13 protein-coding genes and 1 other RNA gene are annotated in these 16,033 nt (G+C 64.6%); 6 read left to right on the top strand and 8 right to left on the bottom strand.

What is annotated here, in order from left to right:
- Nucleotides 1-32 precede the first annotated feature (32 nt).
- The 6 genes from LVJ94_47510 to ffs form a co-directional block, all read right to left on the bottom strand.
- Nucleotides 33-1,190 carry a hypothetical protein gene (locus tag LVJ94_47510; GenBank protein ID WXB04537.1) on the bottom strand — a complete coding sequence of 386 codons (1,158 nt, stop codon included), beginning with the start codon at nt 1,188-1,190 and terminating at the stop codon, nt 33-35.
- A gap of 141 nt (nt 1,191-1,331) precedes the next feature.
- A complete protein-coding gene (locus tag LVJ94_47505) occupies nt 1,332-2,645 on the bottom strand; it encodes a cation:proton antiporter (protein ID WXB04536.1) in 1,314 nt (437 codons plus the stop codon).
- A complete protein-coding gene (locus LVJ94_47500) occupies nt 2,642-4,012 on the bottom strand; it encodes a hypothetical protein (protein ID WXB04535.1) in 1,371 nt (456 codons plus the stop codon). The genes LVJ94_47505 and LVJ94_47500 overlap by 4 nt, the downstream gene beginning before the upstream one ends.
- Before the next feature lie 41 nt (nt 4,013-4,053).
- Nucleotides 4,054-5,142, bottom strand: a complete 1,089-nt coding sequence (locus LVJ94_47495; protein ID WXB04534.1) for an ABC transporter ATP-binding protein — start codon at nt 5,140-5,142, stop codon at nt 4,054-4,056.
- Entirely contained in the window at nt 5,142-5,981 is an 840-nt protein-coding gene (locus LVJ94_47490) for an ABC transporter permease (GenBank protein WXB04533.1), read from the bottom strand. Before LVJ94_47490 ends, LVJ94_47495 begins: the two co-directional genes overlap by 1 nt.
- Nucleotides 5,982-6,028: 47 nt before the next feature.
- An RNA gene (gene ffs, locus LVJ94_47485) (signal recognition particle sRNA small type) lies at nt 6,029-6,115 on the bottom strand.
- Between the two features lie 416 nt (nt 6,116-6,531).
- Between ffs and LVJ94_47480 the strand changes: the two genes are divergently transcribed.
- From LVJ94_47480 to LVJ94_47460, 5 genes are all read left to right on the top strand, one after another.
- Nucleotides 6,532-8,943, top strand: a complete 2,412-nt coding sequence (locus LVJ94_47480; GenBank protein ID WXB04532.1) for an Rne/Rng family ribonuclease — start codon at nt 6,532-6,534, stop codon at nt 8,941-8,943.
- A 1-nt stretch (nt 8,944) separates the two neighbouring features.
- Nucleotides 8,945-9,265 (top strand): PilZ domain-containing protein, encoded by a 321-nt coding sequence (locus tag LVJ94_47475; GenBank protein ID WXB04531.1) that lies wholly within the window; start codon nt 8,945-8,947, stop codon nt 9,263-9,265.
- Nucleotides 9,266-9,410: 145 nt separating this feature from the next.
- On the top strand, nt 9,411-10,322 hold the full coding sequence (locus LVJ94_47470; protein ID WXB04530.1) for a hypothetical protein: 912 nt from the start codon (nt 9,411-9,413) through the stop codon (nt 10,320-10,322).
- A 419-nt stretch (nt 10,323-10,741) separates the two neighbouring features.
- Complete coding sequence (locus LVJ94_47465; protein ID WXB04529.1) at nt 10,742-11,566, top strand: hypothetical protein; 825 nt, start codon at nt 10,742-10,744, stop codon at nt 11,564-11,566.
- Nucleotides 11,567-11,795: 229 nt separating this feature from the next.
- Nucleotides 11,796-12,392: a Fe-Mn family superoxide dismutase gene (locus tag LVJ94_47460; GenBank protein ID WXB04528.1), complete on the top strand. Its 597-nt coding sequence runs from the start codon at nt 11,796-11,798 to the stop codon at nt 12,390-12,392.
- Between the two features lie 93 nt (nt 12,393-12,485).
- Here LVJ94_47460 and LVJ94_47455 read toward each other — a convergent pair whose 3' ends face one another.
- Nucleotides 12,486-13,142, bottom strand: coding sequence for a TetR/AcrR family transcriptional regulator (locus LVJ94_47455; GenBank protein WXB04527.1), 657 nt, complete (start codon nt 13,140-13,142; stop codon nt 12,486-12,488).
- A 78-nt stretch (nt 13,143-13,220) separates the two neighbouring features.
- Here LVJ94_47455 and LVJ94_47450 point away from each other — a divergent pair, with 78 nt between their 5' ends.
- Complete coding sequence (locus tag LVJ94_47450) at nt 13,221-14,645, top strand: cytochrome P450 (protein WXB04526.1); 1,425 nt, start codon at nt 13,221-13,223, stop codon at nt 14,643-14,645.
- Here LVJ94_47450 and LVJ94_47445 read toward each other — a convergent pair.
- Nucleotides 14,576-16,018 carry a hypothetical protein gene (locus tag LVJ94_47445; GenBank protein ID WXB04525.1) on the bottom strand — a complete coding sequence of 481 codons (1,443 nt, stop codon included), beginning with the start codon at nt 16,016-16,018 and terminating at the stop codon, nt 14,576-14,578. The genes LVJ94_47450 and LVJ94_47445 overlap by 70 nt on opposite strands.
- Between the last annotated feature and the right edge of the window lie 15 nt (nt 16,019-16,033).

The following is a 16,033-nucleotide window of genomic DNA, read 5'->3' as shown; positions in this document are numbered from 1 at the left end:
CGCCTGGGGCACGTACTTCTCGAAGCAGGTACTCATGATATGGCCATGGCTCCCTTGTCGGCCGTCTTCGGCTTCTCCGAAGTCAGCAGGCGGCCGTACGAGACGAGGGTGAGAACGAATCCAACGGCCGCCGCGAAAAAGGGAATGCGCTGGCCGTGCGACACGACGAGCGTGCCGGCGGTGAAGGAAGAGACCAGCACGCCGAGCTGCTGGCAGATGTTGATCTTGCCGAAGTCGGTCGCGTACGACTCGGGGGTGCTCAGCTCGAAGAGCAAGACATCCAATTTGACGATGCCGTGGAACAAGGCCCAGCCAAAGACGCAGCGCCCGACGAGCACGACGACCCCAAACGGCGCAGCCTGAAGCAACAGGCCCACGGTTCCCAGCGCGAGGGCCAAGGGGATCGGCGTGTTGCCCTTGCGCAGCCAAAGTGCCACCAGGGCCACCCATCCGGGGATGGCAAAGACGAACCCCGATACGACGGGGCTACGCACCGACGATATCGATTCCCAATAGGTCGCGAAGAACGGGCGCACCAAAAAGGCGCTGAAATAAAAGACGAACATCACGAGCCCGAGGCGATGGACCATGCCTTTGCGGGCCGAGGCGGGCGCGGCGTCGGGGGCGTCGTTCGTCGATGCCGCGGCCGCGCTGCCAGACGAAAAGAGGCAGACGCCCATTTGGATGAAGTCGCCGGCGGCCATGACGATGAAGGCGTGGCGCGGCTCGAAGGCTTGCAGGACCGCGCCCCCGAGAAGCGCACCGGCAATCCCGCCGAGGTGCACGATCACGGAGAGCAGTCCGATGGTGGCCCCGTGATTCGCCTTGTCCTCCAGGCTCATCACGTACGGGTAGATGAGCAGGTAGCTCGCTTTGAACACCAGCATGGCGAGCGATACGAGCCAGAACGCGACGACGTTCGTGCACGCGTAGCACCCAATGCTCAAAAGCCCCGCGGCGAGCTGTGTGAAGAGCAGGACCCTCAGCGTGGGGACCTTCTTGGCCAAACGTGCCCAACCCGGGAAGGCGAGCATGACGGTGAAGCACGTCGCGGCGAGGTAGATGCCAATGTGCCGCGGATCCGTTACGCCAAAGGCGTCGGCGAAAAACTTCGGATAAAACGGAATCAACATGGAATCCGAGACCACCGCGATGGCGGTCGTCGAGACCAAGAAGGATTTCAGTTTCATCCCAGAACGCCTTTCCCGACCTCCCCCCCGTCAAGAAAACAAAAGTGATATTCACTTTCAACAACGCCTCGTACGGGACTTTGGACGCCGCGTCAAGAGGCGCCATGTACCGTCACGAAATGCTTACACTCCGAGCCGAACTCAGTGGGCGCCAGCGACCGCTTGGCGACGGCCGGCCTCGCCACTCCTCATGAGCGCATTGCGGAACAACACGGGCCCGATCAACTCGTTGATCATCACAGCCCCGAGCAGACAGGTCGCGGCCTGCTCGCCCCAACCTGCAAAGTGCTTCGCAAGGAGGATGCAGAGGCCGATGGCCACGCCGGACTGTGAGATCGTCCCGTATGGAATGATTTTGCGGTGAAACGCGGGCACCTTGCCGAGGGCCATGCCGATGTGCGACCCCACGACGAGCGCGATGGCGCGCACGACGGCCAGGATGACCGCGACCACGAGCACGCGCTTCAGGATATCCCAGTGCAATCCCGCACCGGCGACGGCGAAGAAGACCGCAAAGACCGGCATCGATGCGGACTCGATGTCGTGTACGAGCTTCGCGCCCTCGATGGATGTGGCGTTCTCTAGGAATAGACCGGCCACGAGGCACATGAGAAGCGGATCGAGATGCAACCGCGTGCCGGCTTCGGCGCAGAGAAAACAGATACCAAAGACGAAGAGCGCGACGCGCTGGGCGATCTTCTTCAAGTAAAACGCGAGGACCAAACCGAGCACGGAGCCCACGCCGATGGACCCGAAGATGTGGATCATCAGCTCGACGAATCCGCCTCCCGAGCCGCCGCCGACGGCCCCGAAGACCGCGTTGGCGAGCGCGTTCGCCCCGGCGAAGGTGAAGACGATGGCCAGGTCGGCCATGATCACGATGCCGAGGATGGTTTCGCTGATCGGACCCGAGGAGCCGGTCTCCGCGACGATGGCCAAGGTGACCGCGGGCGAGAGCGCCGAGAGGACGACCCCCATGGTCAGCGACACCACGAAGCGGTGGAAGGTGCTCATGCCGTCCATGAAGGGCAGTCGGCTGCTCAGCAGGAAGCACGCGCTCGAGATGCACAGGATCGCGATGACGATGGACACCGCGCCCACGGACAGAATGGCGCGGAAGCGCGGACGCAACCGGCGAAAGCTCAGCTCCCCGCCGGCCGACAGCGCGATGAGGCCAATGGCCACGCCGTTCACCAGCTTGAGATCGTGCACCATGCCCTCGGTGACGAAGTTGAAGCAGCTCGGGCCGGCGATGAAGCCGCACATCAAGTAACCGGTGAGGCGCGGCAGCCGCAGCGACGCGAAAATGGTGCCCGATTGCAGGGCCGCCAACAGCACGAAGCCAAACGCGAGCGCCGCACCCGAGCCCACGAGCGAGGTCTCCTGCGGCAGGAACGACCGGGCCGCGGCGATGAGGATCACCACGATGGCCAGGAGCATGATGGCGCGGATCACGAGTGCTCTCCTTCTTCTCCCTGCGTCAACGCGGGGGGCGGAATGGTCACCAGCGACGGGCTGCGGAAATCGATGCGCAGTCCGCCGCGCATCCGCACCGTGGCCTGCACGATGAGCTCCGTGAGGACCGCGCCCGCGATGCAGGCGGTCATGAGCCATCCGAGCGACGCCGACTCCGTCGCGTGCGGTTTGTACACCGTGGCGTAGCTCACGATGGTCGCAATGGCTGCGGGCGATTGCGGCGCCAGCGCCAAGCCCAAGGTCGTCGCATCGGGCAGCCCCTCGGGGCCGGTGACCTTGGCCACGTGCGCGCCGATCAACTTGCCCCCGACGCGCGATGCGACGAACACCGGCGCGAGCAGCCACCCTTGCCATGCGGTCACGTCCCACATCGCGCCGGCCACGAGGAGGAAGATGAGGTACAGCGGCCGCTCGACCTGGAGCATCGTCTCTTTGAGCTGGTCGAAGTTCTTGTGCGGCAGGTTCGTGAGCAGCGCCCCGGCAATGGCGCACGTGACCAGCGGCGAGATGGCCAAATAGCCGCTCATGCCCGCGGAGAGCGCAATCGCCCCCAGCAGGTAGGCGAATTCCTCGTTCGAATTCTTCGCGCTGCGCAAGAGCGCGTACGTCAGAATGCCGAACACGCCGCCCATGCCCAAGGTGACGAAGATCCACGCAATGTGCGGAAGCTTCCACGCCGCCACGGCGTCCGTCGGGCGGAAGGCCGCGCAAATGAGCCCCAGCACGAGCACGCCCGCCACGTCATCGAGCTGCGTGACATAGGACAAGAGCTTCGCCGCCACCGATCCCGAGCCGCGCGCAATCGCCACCGCGGCCACCGGCGCCGCCTGCGCCGCGCACGCGCCCAGGGCCAGCGCATCACGCAGCGGCGCATGGTGCACCGCCGCGCGCAAGGTCGCTCGCCACGTACTATGGTCGGACAGCGACCACGCCGGATCGAGCGTGGCCAAGAAGATGGCGCACGCAAGCGCCGTCAGAATGAACGGGATCACCGTCTCCGCGACCACGACGGCGCCGGTCTTGGGCGGCACCAAATCGAGATCGCGAACGTCGAACTGCATGCCCACGACGAAGCCGAGCCACCCGATGCCGAACTCCAGGGCCGGACGCAGATCGGCCACCACCTCGTTCGTGAGGATGCCCACGCTGGGCAGACGGAAGATGACCCCCATCGCAATGAAGGGGATGCCGCTCGACAAGAGCACGGTGAGCCCCAGCCGACGCTCGATGCGGCGCACCAGCGGATGCGCCGCGACGATGGCGAGCCCGAAGGCCAGCGCAAGGCCTAGAACGACGCGCAAGAGCTCGGTCTGGTGCGCCGGCGGCGCGGGCGGAGCTCCTGTCATTCGGATCGAGTGTACCCGAAGTACCCGAAGCGCCGGGAGCCTCAGTCTTCTTCGTCGGTGAGATCCATCACGCGCCGTTCGAGGCCGCGGCCCTTGATCACACCACTGATGCGCACTTGCTCCTGCAAGAGCGCCCACAGAACGTGGCCAATCACCATCTCGGCATCGACCTCGCCGCTGCGTTCGAAGTACACGACGAGTTCACTTTTCTCGTCATCGTATTCCACGCGTTTGACCACGGGCAGATCGCGCACGCGCTGGATGCCGCGGGAGACGATGCTGTCGGCCGATGTGGCGCGGTAGGCAGACGCGTCCATTCCGCGCGGCGGCCGCCCGATCTTGACGTGCACCTCCTCGGACGCGCCGGTCAACTGCGCGATGGTGCCGGAGGCGACCAACTTGCCGCGATCGAGGATCGCCGCGCCGTCGCAGATTTCCTCGAGCTCCTGCAGATTGTGGCTCGAGACGATGAGCGTGCAGCGCCCTTTGCGCCCTTTGATGAGTTGGCGCACCTCGTAGGCGCTGCGCGGATCGAGACCACCGGTGGGCTCGTCGAGCAACACCACGTCGGGCTCGCCCAAGAGCGCCTGCGCGAGCTGCACGCGCTTGGCCATACCGTGCGACAGGCTCGCGCAGCGCTGGTTCCACCAGTCGCGCCCCTCCACCTCGTCGAGCACCGCACGGGCCATGGACTCGGCCCGATCGCGCGAGGTGCCCTGAAGGCGGGCCATGTGCATGAGAAACTCGCCCACCTTGTCGAGCGGCGGCAAAATCGCGTCTTGTGGGAGCACGCCCACGCGCGACTTCAACTCGGAGACTTGGTGCGGGCTGAAGCCCAGCACCTCGATGCTGCCGTCCGTCGGTTGAAGGTAGCCGGCCAGCATCGAGAACGTCGTGGTCTTGCCCGCACCGTTCGGCCCAATGAGGCCGTACACGCGGCCCGCCCGAATTTCGAGCGACAAATCGTCGACGGCGAGCTTCGAACCGAAGCGCTTCGTCACGTGCTTCATGCGCACGGCGGCTTCGGCCACCTTCTTCTTTTTGGGCTTTTCCTGGGCGGTCGTGGTCGTGCTTGCGGTCGCGTCGTCGATCTTCTCTTGCTCGCGCGCCAATGACGTTTCCGGCGACATCAGACGTCCCTCCGCACGAACACGATCGTGCCCACTGCCGTGGCCAGCGCGCAAATGCCGAAGCAGATGGCCGCCCCCAACGCCACCTTGTTCAAATGCGGCGACAGAAGAAGCCCGTCGTACGAATTGGGGTACAGGTACGTGAGCGGTTTGACCTGCGCCACGCGGCCGATGATGTTGACGATCCAAAGGCCGCCGAACGCCGCGCTGATCACGAAAAGGGTGAAAATCGGATTACGGAATTGCGCGGAAATCAGGATCACCAATCCGCACCATGCCGCGCTGATCGGAAGTGTCACCAGGTAAAACTGGAAGCCCCATCCCACGGTGGCCGAGACGGGCGCCGTCCCCGCCCCGCCCACGATGAGGGTCACGACCCAAATGAAGACGTGCATCACCAGGGTGAGCGCCGCGACCACGCCCCAGAGACCCAGCACTTTGCCGGCGAAGTACGAGGCCCGCCGCGCGCGCACGGTCCAATACCGCACCGTGCGGTGTTGAAGTTCGCCCGACACCGCGTCGAAGCCGAGAACGCCCGCAATCAGCGGGCTGAGCCAAATGGTGATGGCCAGCAGCGCCAAGAGCACCGCAGGCGCCTCCGCGAGGTACTTGCCCATCTGCGGATCGTCGTAGGCCTGGGAGAGCACCATCTCCTGCCCGGCCCGCAGTTCCTCGGCCCCGAAGCGCCCCTCCTGCAGCTTGTGCCCCTTATTAATGAGAAACGCGACGGCGATCGCCCCGAGCAGGGACAGGATGACCAGCGCGAGTCCTTTCAGGCTCCGCAGATTCTTCCGCATCTCACGGGACGCGATGAGGCCAACTTCGTTCAGTGCGGTCACTCCGTGCTCCTCCGTTTGGGCGAACGCGGGGGATGCTAGCCCAAAATGGTAAAGGCCCCACCACACTCTTCCGCGCTACCGTTGCTCCCTCTCGGGCCTGGCGGGGTTCACGCTTCCAAGTCGGTGAGGCCACAATCGGCCAACCGGCACGGATTGAAACTGCCCCGCGTCTCTAGCAGGTCTTTTTTTGGAACGCGAGAGTCTTTCTTCCAGACGGAGCTCGACCGGTCCTTTCGGTAGCGGGCTCGGGGACGATACGATCGAGAAATCTGTGGCCCCGAACGGGAAGCTCTGGTACTGCCCCTCTTAGGGGTCACGTGATTTTCACTCCCCGCAGGTTTTAGTTTACGCGCCGCGCAGTACGAACCACGAACCACCAAAAAATGTTCACGTTCGGTGCGCCAGCAAAAATGCGCTCAGAGCTTTATTTCCGCGACGACGAGGACCGAGTACGCCACCCCCATCCCCACCTTACGGGGCTAGGGCCGTGGCACGGCGGGCTCGTGCGCGGGCGGAGACGAGGCGGGAGCGGGAAAGTCTTCAGCGCTTCATGTCGAAGAACATCCTTGTTATCAGCGTCGATATTCGAGAAACACGCGTAGCCCTCATCGAGGGGGGCATCATCGCCGAGCTGCACATCGAGCGGCGCGGCAAGAGTGCCTACACCGTAGGGAATGTGTACCTGGGGAAGGTCACCCGCGTGTTGCCGGGCCTCCAGGCCGCCTTCGTCGACATCGGGCAGGAGCGCGCCGCGTTCCTCCACGTCGAAGACCTCATCCGACCGGACGATTTCGAGACCTACCTCGCTGGTGGCGCCAAGCGCGTCAAAGAGGGCACCGCCCTGCCCGAGGTGACCGGCGACGAGGAGCTCGACGCCGAGGCGGAAGAAATCCTGGAGACCGCCCCGCCGCCGACGGCCAAGTCGGTGGAAAATGTCGCGGCCAGCCTGGAGCCGGAGGCCGACCCGGCCCACCAGAATGGCGCTGCGCTCGATCACGACGTCGTCCAAATCGATGACAGGATCGAGGACTCGCGCGTCAGCCTGCCCGCGTTGGCGGTGGCCATCGACGATGAAGACGACGACGAGCCCGAGGAGCAGGACGAGCAAGACGAAGAAGAAGAGGGCCCGTCGAGCGAAGACTCCATCGACGAGGACGAACCTTCCCGACTCGATCTCGCCGACGAGGCTTCCCGACTCGATCTCACCGATGAAGAACCGTCGCGCGTCGACCTCGCTGACGAGGCGGCCCCGTCGCTCGATTCCATCGACGACGAGGACGACGACGAAGAGGGCACCCGCCCGACGAACCCGGAAATCGAGGCCGCCGCACCGGTGGCTTCGTCCCCGGAGCTGCCCGTCGCCGCCGCGGAGGCCGAAGATGCCCCCGCGCTCGAAGCCCGCGACGACGCGGAAGACGCCGCCTGGGACGCGCCGCCGGATTTCCCTGCGGCTCCCCGCGCGACGTTGGAGCCGCTTCCCGATTTCCCGGGGATGCCTGGCTTCACCATCACCGATCCCAACGCGCCCGTTCCCCGCGCACCGAGCCCGCCGCGCGCCAACAACGAGCGCAACGCCCGCGGGACGCGCGGCCAATCGAACAAGCGATCGCGCCATCGTCGTGGACGCGATCGCGATCAGGATCGCGAGCGACGTGGAGGACGGGGCGACAACCGGGATCGCGACGGGCGCGAGGGACGCGACGGGCGTTCACGCGGCGATCGCAGCAGCATGCCCAATCGCATCTCCAAGACGACCCCGATTCGAGACGTCGTGCGCGAGGGGCAGGAGATCATCGTCCAGGTCACCAAAGACCCGATTGGCACCAAGGGCGCGCGTTGTTCGAGCCACGTCTCGTTGCCTGGCCGTTACGTCGTGTACCTGCCGACGGTCGAACATATCGGCATTTCCAAGCGAATCGGCTCGGAGAAAGAGCGTCACCGCCTGCGCGAAGCCATCGAGACGGTGAAGCCCCCGAGCGGCGGTCTCATCGTGCGCACCGTCGCCGAAGGCCTCACGAAGAAGCAATTGAAGCAAGACGTCGGTTATCTCGTTCGATTGTGGGGCGAGATTGCCAAAAAGAAGGAAGAGGGTGCCAGGTCGCCGGCGGTCCTCATGAGCGAGCTCGATCTCGTACTCAAGACGGCGCGCGATCTCTTCACCGACGAAGTGCACCAGATCGTCATCGACGATCGCCATCAATACGAGCGTCTTTGCCGCTTCGTGGAGATGTTTGCTCCGGATCGTCTGAAGGACATCGTCTACTACTCGGGAGACGAACCCATCTTCGATGCCTATGGAATCGAAGACGAAATCGGCCGAGCGCTTTCGCGCAAAGTGCCGCTCCCGTCAGGTGGATATCTCATTATCGATCAGGCCGAGGCCCTCACCGCCATCGACGTGAACACCGGTCGATTCGTGGGCAAAGGCTCCAAGGACATGGAGGAAACCATCCTCAAGACCAACTTGGAGGCCGTGCACGAGATCGCCTATCAGCTCCGATTCCGCAACATCGGCGGCCTCATCATCCTCGACCTGATTGACATGGAGCGGCACCAAAATCGCGAGAAAGTGCGCCGCTCGCTCGAGGAGCTCCTTCAAAAGGACAAGGCGAAGACCACGCTCAATCGCATATCCGATCTCGGCCTCATCGAGATGACCCGGAAACGCACTCGAGAGAGCCTCGGTCGTTTGCTCCACGAGCCCTGCTTTTATTGCGATGGCACCGGGCAGCTCCAATCGAAGGAGACCATCGCGTACGAAATTCTGCGCGAAATCCGCCGGAAACGCGGGGATCTACCGGGCTACACCGTGCTCGTGAATGCCCACCCCGCCGTGGCCGACGTGCTTGCCAACAAGGAAAAGGAAGCGGTCGCCGACGCGGAGAACCGCTACATGCGCAAGATCACCGTCATTCCGCGCAAAGAGTACCACCTCGAACAATTCGACCTTCAGGGGAAGTGACATGGACGAAGGCAAGAAGCGCATTGCCGAACGCGTCACGATCAACAAGGAATTCGAGTCGTTCGACGCGTTCATTCAAGAGTACGTGACCAACATTTCGGCGAGCGGCGTCTTCATCAAATCGACGAGCGTGCTTCCCGTGGGCACCCGCGTGAATCTCCGATTCACCGTGATCATGGACGACATCGAGACGATCGAGGGCATTGGCGAGGTGGTGCGCGTGGAGAAGGATCCGCCCGGTATGGGCGTGGTTTTCCGCGAATTGTCCGCCTACTCGAAGGACTTGATCGAGAAGCTATTGACCCATCGATCGACGCTCTGATCGCTCTGATTGGTTAGAGCCGTCGACAAACGCATTTCCTAGTTCGGAGTCTGAAACCGGACCGTAAGTGCGGCGCATCCTATCCCGTAGACGCGGCGCCAACGTAATCGAACGTAGGAGCCGCGTGTAGTGGGGGGATTACATCATGATCAGTTCGAGGGGGTTCAAGACCGGCCTGTTGGGAATCGTGTTCACAGCGGTCGGTATGGTCGGGTGCGCCTCGGGGGATTCCACGGGGCAGCAAGACGGAAATTTGACGGGTGATGCCGTGCAGCCGGCTTGCCCGGGAGCCATGGCGCCTCAGGGAAGCGCGAAGACGTATTCGGCTCGCGGCGTCGTCGTCGCCGTTCGTGTGGATCTCAAGAATCCGTCGACCACGGCATGGGATGGCATCGCCAACGTGACGGATACGAAGGCACTGCCCGCGTCGGGGGGCAACATCATCAAGAGCGCGGCGACGGCCAATGCGGGCGCCGTGGCGCAGGCCGCGACAACGAGTTCCCAGGCGAAGGGATCGGGCGGCACCGCCGAGGCCATCACGGCAGCCACGAATGCTTCGTTGTTCCACACCGCGCCGGACGGCTTCCTCAAAGACGTCCTCGGTGAGGACGGAAGCGGGGGCACCGTCGCGATCAACTTGCAGAAGGTGCTCGAGGACCTCGGCATCAACGACGATCTCCTCGCCGTGATCTTCACCGGCCCGCTCAAGGGCGGCATTCAGGCGGACGTCGTTCAGGAAAGCGCGAAGTCCTACTGCGACGCCGGGGGCAAGGCACACTCGGAGGCCACCGGCAAAGTGGTGGGCCTCGTGATCGGCGGCACGCCGGTCGATATCACGCTGGGACCGAACCAGAAGATTCTCGATCTGCCCGGGTTGGTGACCATCACCATCAACGAGCAGATCACCACGTCCGAAGACCCGACCAAGAGCAGCATGGATGCCACGGGCCTCCACGTGAATCTGCTCGACGGACGAATCGATGTGAAAGTTGCGCGCGCACAGGCTGGCGTCGAGTGCGCGGGTTCCGACGGGGGCGGCGGCTGCGGCGCCCACTGATCCACTGAGAGACGGCTCGCCTCGGCGGCGCTCGCTTCTTCTCAGGGATGAACTGATGAGGTGAGTGACGCCGAGGCGAGCACGGCGTACAGACGAAACCCCGACGAATCTGGATTCTGCTCGCGAAAATCTCGCAGCAAATCCAGTTTCGTCGTTTGTAGACCCAGGCCCACGTGCGGGCCGTTCTCATAGAAGAAGGAAGTACCTACCGGACCCAAGAATCTGAGCGGAGCGAGCTCGGCCTACCTATCCCAAATTTCCCTACCTCGATGTGCATTGTGCGCAGCCCCTTTGTCGCACCTCGCATCAGAATGCCCAAGGACGGGCGCTTACGAGGATGTAGGCGGTCGTCGGGGGGGGAAACAATGATTACATCGAAACTCGCACGTTTGGGTATCGTCGGATTTTTTGCTGCGTCCATGGGCGTACTCGGATGCGCTTCCGGGGACTCCGGCACTTCGTCCAGCGATCAACTGATGGGCGATCCGGCTGCCCAGCAGCCGCAGGGTGGCAAGCCGAAGGCCATCTCGGGCCGCGCGGTCGCGGTCAGGGTCAACACCGGCAAGCCGTTCGGCCCGGACAGCTTCGCCAACATCCTGCCGGACAAGGTTTCTTCGGACACGGGTGATCTCGGTGCAGACGGCGCTCTTCGGGCGCGCACCGTGGCACGCGTGAACGCGGGCAACCTGACCCGTGACGCTGCAGCCAATGCGTCGACGCAGGGCACGTCGAGCGGTGCGAAGTCGGCCGCCTCGGTTGCCGCCGGCACCGTTCTCAACGCACCGGCCGAAGGCGTCCTCGCGGACGTCCTCAGCGACGACGCAGAAGTGGGCGTGATCGACCTCGACCTGCGCAAGCTCCTCGAGAACCTCGGCGTGTCGGATCTCTTGGACGGTCTCTTCGGGGACGACGGGGCGCTCAAGCTGGGCATCTCGTACAGTGCGGCCGACGCATCCGCGAGCGCCTCGTGCGACAAGAGCGGCAAGGCGTCGACGGAAGCTTCCAGCAACATCGCGGAAGTGAAGATCAACGGCAAGCCGATCACCGTTGCGTTTGGCCCGAACGCCACCATCGACCTGACTGACGTGGCCGGCCTCAACGTGGGCAAGGTCATCATCAACTACCAGTCGAGCGACGGCGGGAGCATCAACGCGGCGGCTCTGTACGTCGAACTGTTGAACAGCATCGAAGTCGAGATCGCGCAAGTTCACGCGGACGTCACCTGCGGCCGCGGCGACCACTGAGATCTCGTCACTCGTTCCCAATCATCATCTGATGGCGGAGAAGCTACGGCGTGACCTGAAGGGAGGCCACGCCGTAGGGTAAGCAGTAGCCTTTCGGGCTGCGTGAGAGCGTCCTCGTTCGCGAGGGCGCTCTTTTTTTGTCCCGGCCCTGCCTCTTTTCACATCGCCAGCCGGTGCCTAGACTCCCGGTTCCCGAGAAAAACGGAACCGTTCGACCCAAGGAGGAGCCATGGCGATCGACGCGAAGAATTTCCCGCTGGAAGGCAAAGTGGAGGGCTTTCTCTCCAACAAAGCCCTGACCGAGCACCGCGACGTGCTCTACAAGGGATACGTCACGCAGTACAACAACATCCAGGCTGCGCTGGAGAAGGCCGACGTCACGAAGGCCAACCCGCACTTCTCGGAGTGGGGTGAGTTGAAGCGCCGCGAGACGTGGGCGCACAACGGCGTCATCCTGCACGAGTGGTACTTCGAGAACATCGGCGGCAAGGGCACCTCACCCGGCAAGAAGACGGTGGAGCTCATCAACCGCGACTTCGGCAGCCTCGATAACTTCAAGGCGCAGCTGCTCGGTGGCGGCAAGGTCGCGCCGGTGGGCTGGGCCGTCTGGGCGCATTCGCTGCTCGACAACAAGACCCACGTCTACGTGGTGGAGCAGCACCAGAACCACACGCCGTGGGGCGCCATCCCGCTGCTCATCCTCGACGAGTTCGAGCACGCGTACTTCCTCGATTATCAAACCAAGCGTCCCGACTATTTGAATAAGTTCTGGGAAAGCATCCATTGGGATGTCGTGGAAACGCGCGCCAACCAGTGGATTAAATAGAACTCTCTCCCCGTAAACGTGCCCGTGCCCTTTGCCCGTTCCCGTTCTTCGCCACCGGGCAGGGGCACGGGCACGGGCACGTTTGCGGGACCGCTACGTGCGGCTCTTTTTCTTGCTCTTCTTGCCTTCGGGCGCGCCGAGGTACGGCTGCAAATAACGGCGTAAGAGAACTTTGGTTTCCTCGAGCACGGCCTCGCCCAACGCGTCGTTGCGGCGCACGTTGACGATCATCATCGCGGAGATGTGCTCGACGACCATCGTGGCGATGACCAGCAGCTTGTCCGCGGAAAGATCTTTGGCCCGATCGGCGAAGAGATCCACCGCACGGCGCGCGAATTCGCGGTTCAGCGCTTCGCCGGCGAGCAGAAACTCGGGCGAGAGCGCCAAATTGAGCCACACCGCGCGAATGACCACGCTGGACCTGTCGAAGGCCGCGAAGGCATCGATGGCGCGATCGAGCATCTCGTCCCATCGCTCGATGGCGGCGAAGCTCGCGAACAGCTGCTCGAACTGCTCGCGCGAAAGCTCGATGTAGCGCTGCGCCATGGCGTCGAAAATGGCGCGCTTGTTCGGGAAGAATTGATACACGGAGCCGATCGACGTCTGCGCACGCTCGGCGATGTTTTCCATCGTCGTCGACTCGTAGCCGCGCTCGACGAAAAGAGATGCCGCCCTCTCGAGTATGCGCTCGAGCCGCTCGCGGCTGCGTTGCTGCAAGGGGATACGTCGCGCTCCCGACGCCTGGGTCACTTGACAATTTTGAGGACAAGCGCACAGTTCTGTCAAACGTGAGGCTTTCCTCACGTTTCAAGGAGGGAGCCGGTGCCCATGAAACGTGAGACGAACGCGCAGCCCCCGAGCCCGTCCGGGGGCTTGCCCTATTTCGGGCACACCTTCGAAGCGGGGCGCGATCCGCTCGGCTTCTTCGGCAAGGCCGCGCGCGATCACGGCGACATCGTCCAGTTCGACTTCGGCCCGTACCGCTACGTGCTGGCGAACGAGCCCGAATCCATCAAGCGCGTGCTCGTCGACAACGCGAAGAACTACATCAAGGGCTACAGCTACCGCGGGCTCCGGTTGATCCTGGGCCAGGGCCTCGTGACGAGCGAGGGCGACTTCTGGCGGCGCCAGCGCAAATTGGCCCAGCCCGCATTTCACCGCGAAAAGCTCGCCGATCTCGCACAGCGCATGACCGACGCGGCGAGCGACATGCTCGCGCGCTGGTACCGGCATCCCTCGGGAACCACGCTGGACGTGCACGCGGAGATGATGCGGGTCACGCTCGACGTCGTCGGGCGCACCTTGCTCAGCCAGAGCCTGGACGAGCGGGCCGAAGGGATCGGCGACGCCATGGCGGTCACCGTGCGCATCGCATCGGACTACGCCGCAACGCCTTTTCCGCTGCCCATGTGGGTGCCGACGCCGAAAAATCTCCGCTTCAAACGCGCCAAGCGCACCTTGGACGCGCTGGTGCTGGACATCATCGCCGAGCGGCGGAAAACCTCCGACGTGGGGCGGCGCGATCTCTTGTCGATGCTGATGGCCGCGCGCGACGAAGAGACCAACGAGGCGATGACCGATCAGCAGCTGAAAGACGAGGTGATGACCATCGTCACCGCGGGGCACGAAACGACGGCCAACGCGATGTCCTGGACGCTGTACCTGCTCTCGCGCCACCCCGACGTGGCGCGTCGGGTCGAGGCGGAGGCCGATGCCGTCCTCGGCACGCGGCTGCCCGCGCTGGAGGATCTACCCCGCATGCCGTACGCGCGGGCGGTCATCGAGGAGTCGATGCGGCTCTATCCGCCGGTATGGGCCGTCGAGCGCGAGGCGCTCGCGGACGACGTGCTCGGCGGCTACCACATCCCCAAAGGAACGATGGTGGCCATTCTGCCGTACGTGCTGCACCGTCACCCGGCGTATTGGGACAACCCCGAGGGGTTCGACCCCGACCGATTCACCGCCGGCACCGAGCGCCCGCGCTACGCGTACCTGCCCTTCGGCGGCGGGCCGCGCATCTGCATCGGCAACGCCTTCGCGATGATGGAGGCGCAGATCCTCCTCGCGATGATCGCGACGCGCTACCGCCTGCAGCTTCCCGCCGGGGCGCGCGTCGAGCTGGAGCCGGTCGTCACGTTGCGGCCGCTGCACGGCATGCCCATGACCCTGGTGTGGCGGACCCCTCAGCCGGAGCCGCGGCCGAGCATCTCTTGCTTGATGGCCGCGAGCGCAGGCGTCGTTCCAACGGGGTAGAGCGCAGGACCGCGCAGCCTTCGGTAGCGCTCGGGCAGCGCGACCAGGCTGCGCGTGGTGCGATCGCGCAAGGCGCGGGCGGCCTCGGGCGAGGAGACGCGCTTGCCTGCGCGCATCACGTTGGTGAGCAGGGGCGCGCCGGAAGCGGCGGACAAGCGCGCCGGAAAGCCGGTGGCGCGATCGACGAATTCCACGTCGCGTGCATTTTGCACGCGTTCGTTCGTGGCATGCGCCACGTCGGCGAGCCATTGGCCCTCGGCATCGGCGTAGCGCACGACGACCTTGCGCCCGGGATCGCCGCTGTCGGCGACGGTGGCGCCACGCCGCATGCGCGGCGACCATTGGCCGTGCGACTCGATGGCCGTCAAATCGTAGCGCGCCGGCCACGTGCCATCGTCCACGTCGAACGACGGCACGATGTATGCGGAAATGGGCGCCTCGCGCAGCCGCAGGGTCGCGATGGCATGCTCGTCGAGATCCCCCGACGCGACGATGACCGGCTCGCCGAGGCGCGCCTTGTCGAAGGCGGCGATGAGCATTTGCGCGGCCTCGGCGTGATCGCCGCCGGCGATTTCCACGGCGATGTCGCCCTGGTGCCAGGACGGCTGCGACGCGCGGCTCCTCACCGCCTCGACGATGCCCGGGATGGCCGTCTCGGCCTCGCTCGCCTCGAAGCGCAGGATGGCTTTGTCCTGCGAGGCGCGCAGCCACGACTCGAACATCTGGCGCGGGTTCGCATCGCCCAGCGCAAACTGCCGCGGGAGCGATGCGCGCACCGGCAGCCGGTAGCGACGCGCCGCCAGGGCACACGTGGTCGCGCTGGCGCCACCGATGTACGCGGCGCGCGCGCCCAAAGGATTGCCGCCGAGGCGGTGCGCGGTGGTGGCGCTTCCCTCGATGACCTCCGCACCATCGGCGGCCAGGTAACAACGGGCCGCACGCGTCGCCGTCAACGTCGACGACGTGAGGCCACCGCGCACGAGCGCGCTCACGAGCTGCGCCTGCCAAAAGGGCCCTTCGACGGTGAGCACCGGCTCGCCCGGAAAGACGACCGTGCCCTCGAGCGCCGCATCGACGTCGCACGAGAAGCGCATGTCCACGAGCTTTCGCCGCGCGGCCTCGTCGATCGCACCGAGGCCTTCGAGCCAGGTCAGCTCGTCGTTCTTCAGTTTGAACCGCTCGAGCGCATCGAGCAGCGGCTCGAGGCCGGCCAGAACGAGAAAGCCCGCATCGCGCAGCGGCGGCAGGACGCACTCGAAGGTGGTGCGCGCTTCGGCGAAGCCGGCGTGGATCGACGCGGTGACGGCCACGTACGCTTCGAGCTCGACGGAGAGCGCACTGACGGGGAGGAACGCGGGAGGAGCAGGCGGCATGGACCGGTGGGACGG

It is taken from the genome of Sorangiineae bacterium MSr11367 (assembly GCA_037157805.1).
Lineage (GTDB): Bacteria > Myxococcota_A > Polyangia > Polyangiales > Polyangiaceae > Pendulispora > Pendulispora rubella.
Note: the sequence above shows the minus strand (reverse complement) of the source record. Positions and strands in the feature narration are given on the sequence as shown.

Excerpts from the sequence above, each read along its gene's own strand:
- LVJ94_47510 (WXB04537.1), bottom strand. The coding sequence starts at position 1,190 with ATGAAACTGAAATCCTTCTTGGTCTCGACGACCGCCATCGCGGTGGTC.
- LVJ94_47500 (WXB04535.1), bottom strand. The coding sequence starts at position 4,012 with ATGACAGGAGCTCCGCCCGCGCCGCCGGCGCACCAGACCGAGCTCTTG.
- LVJ94_47495 (WXB04534.1), bottom strand. The coding sequence starts at position 5,142 with ATGTCGCCGGAAACGTCATTGGCGCGCGAGCAAGAGAAGATCGACGAC.
- LVJ94_47480 (WXB04532.1), top strand. The coding sequence starts at position 6,532 with ATGTCGAAGAACATCCTTGTTATCAGCGTCGATATTCGAGAAACACGC.
- LVJ94_47475 (WXB04531.1), top strand. The coding sequence starts at position 8,945 with ATGGACGAAGGCAAGAAGCGCATTGCCGAACGCGTCACGATCAACAAG.
- LVJ94_47470 (WXB04530.1), top strand. The coding sequence starts at position 9,411 with ATGATCAGTTCGAGGGGGTTCAAGACCGGCCTGTTGGGAATCGTGTTC.
- LVJ94_47465 (WXB04529.1), top strand. The coding sequence starts at position 10,742 with ATGGGCGTACTCGGATGCGCTTCCGGGGACTCCGGCACTTCGTCCAGC.
- LVJ94_47460 (WXB04528.1), top strand. The coding sequence starts at position 11,796 with ATGGCGATCGACGCGAAGAATTTCCCGCTGGAAGGCAAAGTGGAGGGC.
- LVJ94_47450 (WXB04526.1), top strand. The coding sequence starts at position 13,221 with ATGAAACGTGAGACGAACGCGCAGCCCCCGAGCCCGTCCGGGGGCTTG.
- LVJ94_47445 (WXB04525.1), bottom strand. The coding sequence starts at position 16,018 with ATGCCGCCTGCTCCTCCCGCGTTCCTCCCCGTCAGTGCGCTCTCCGTC.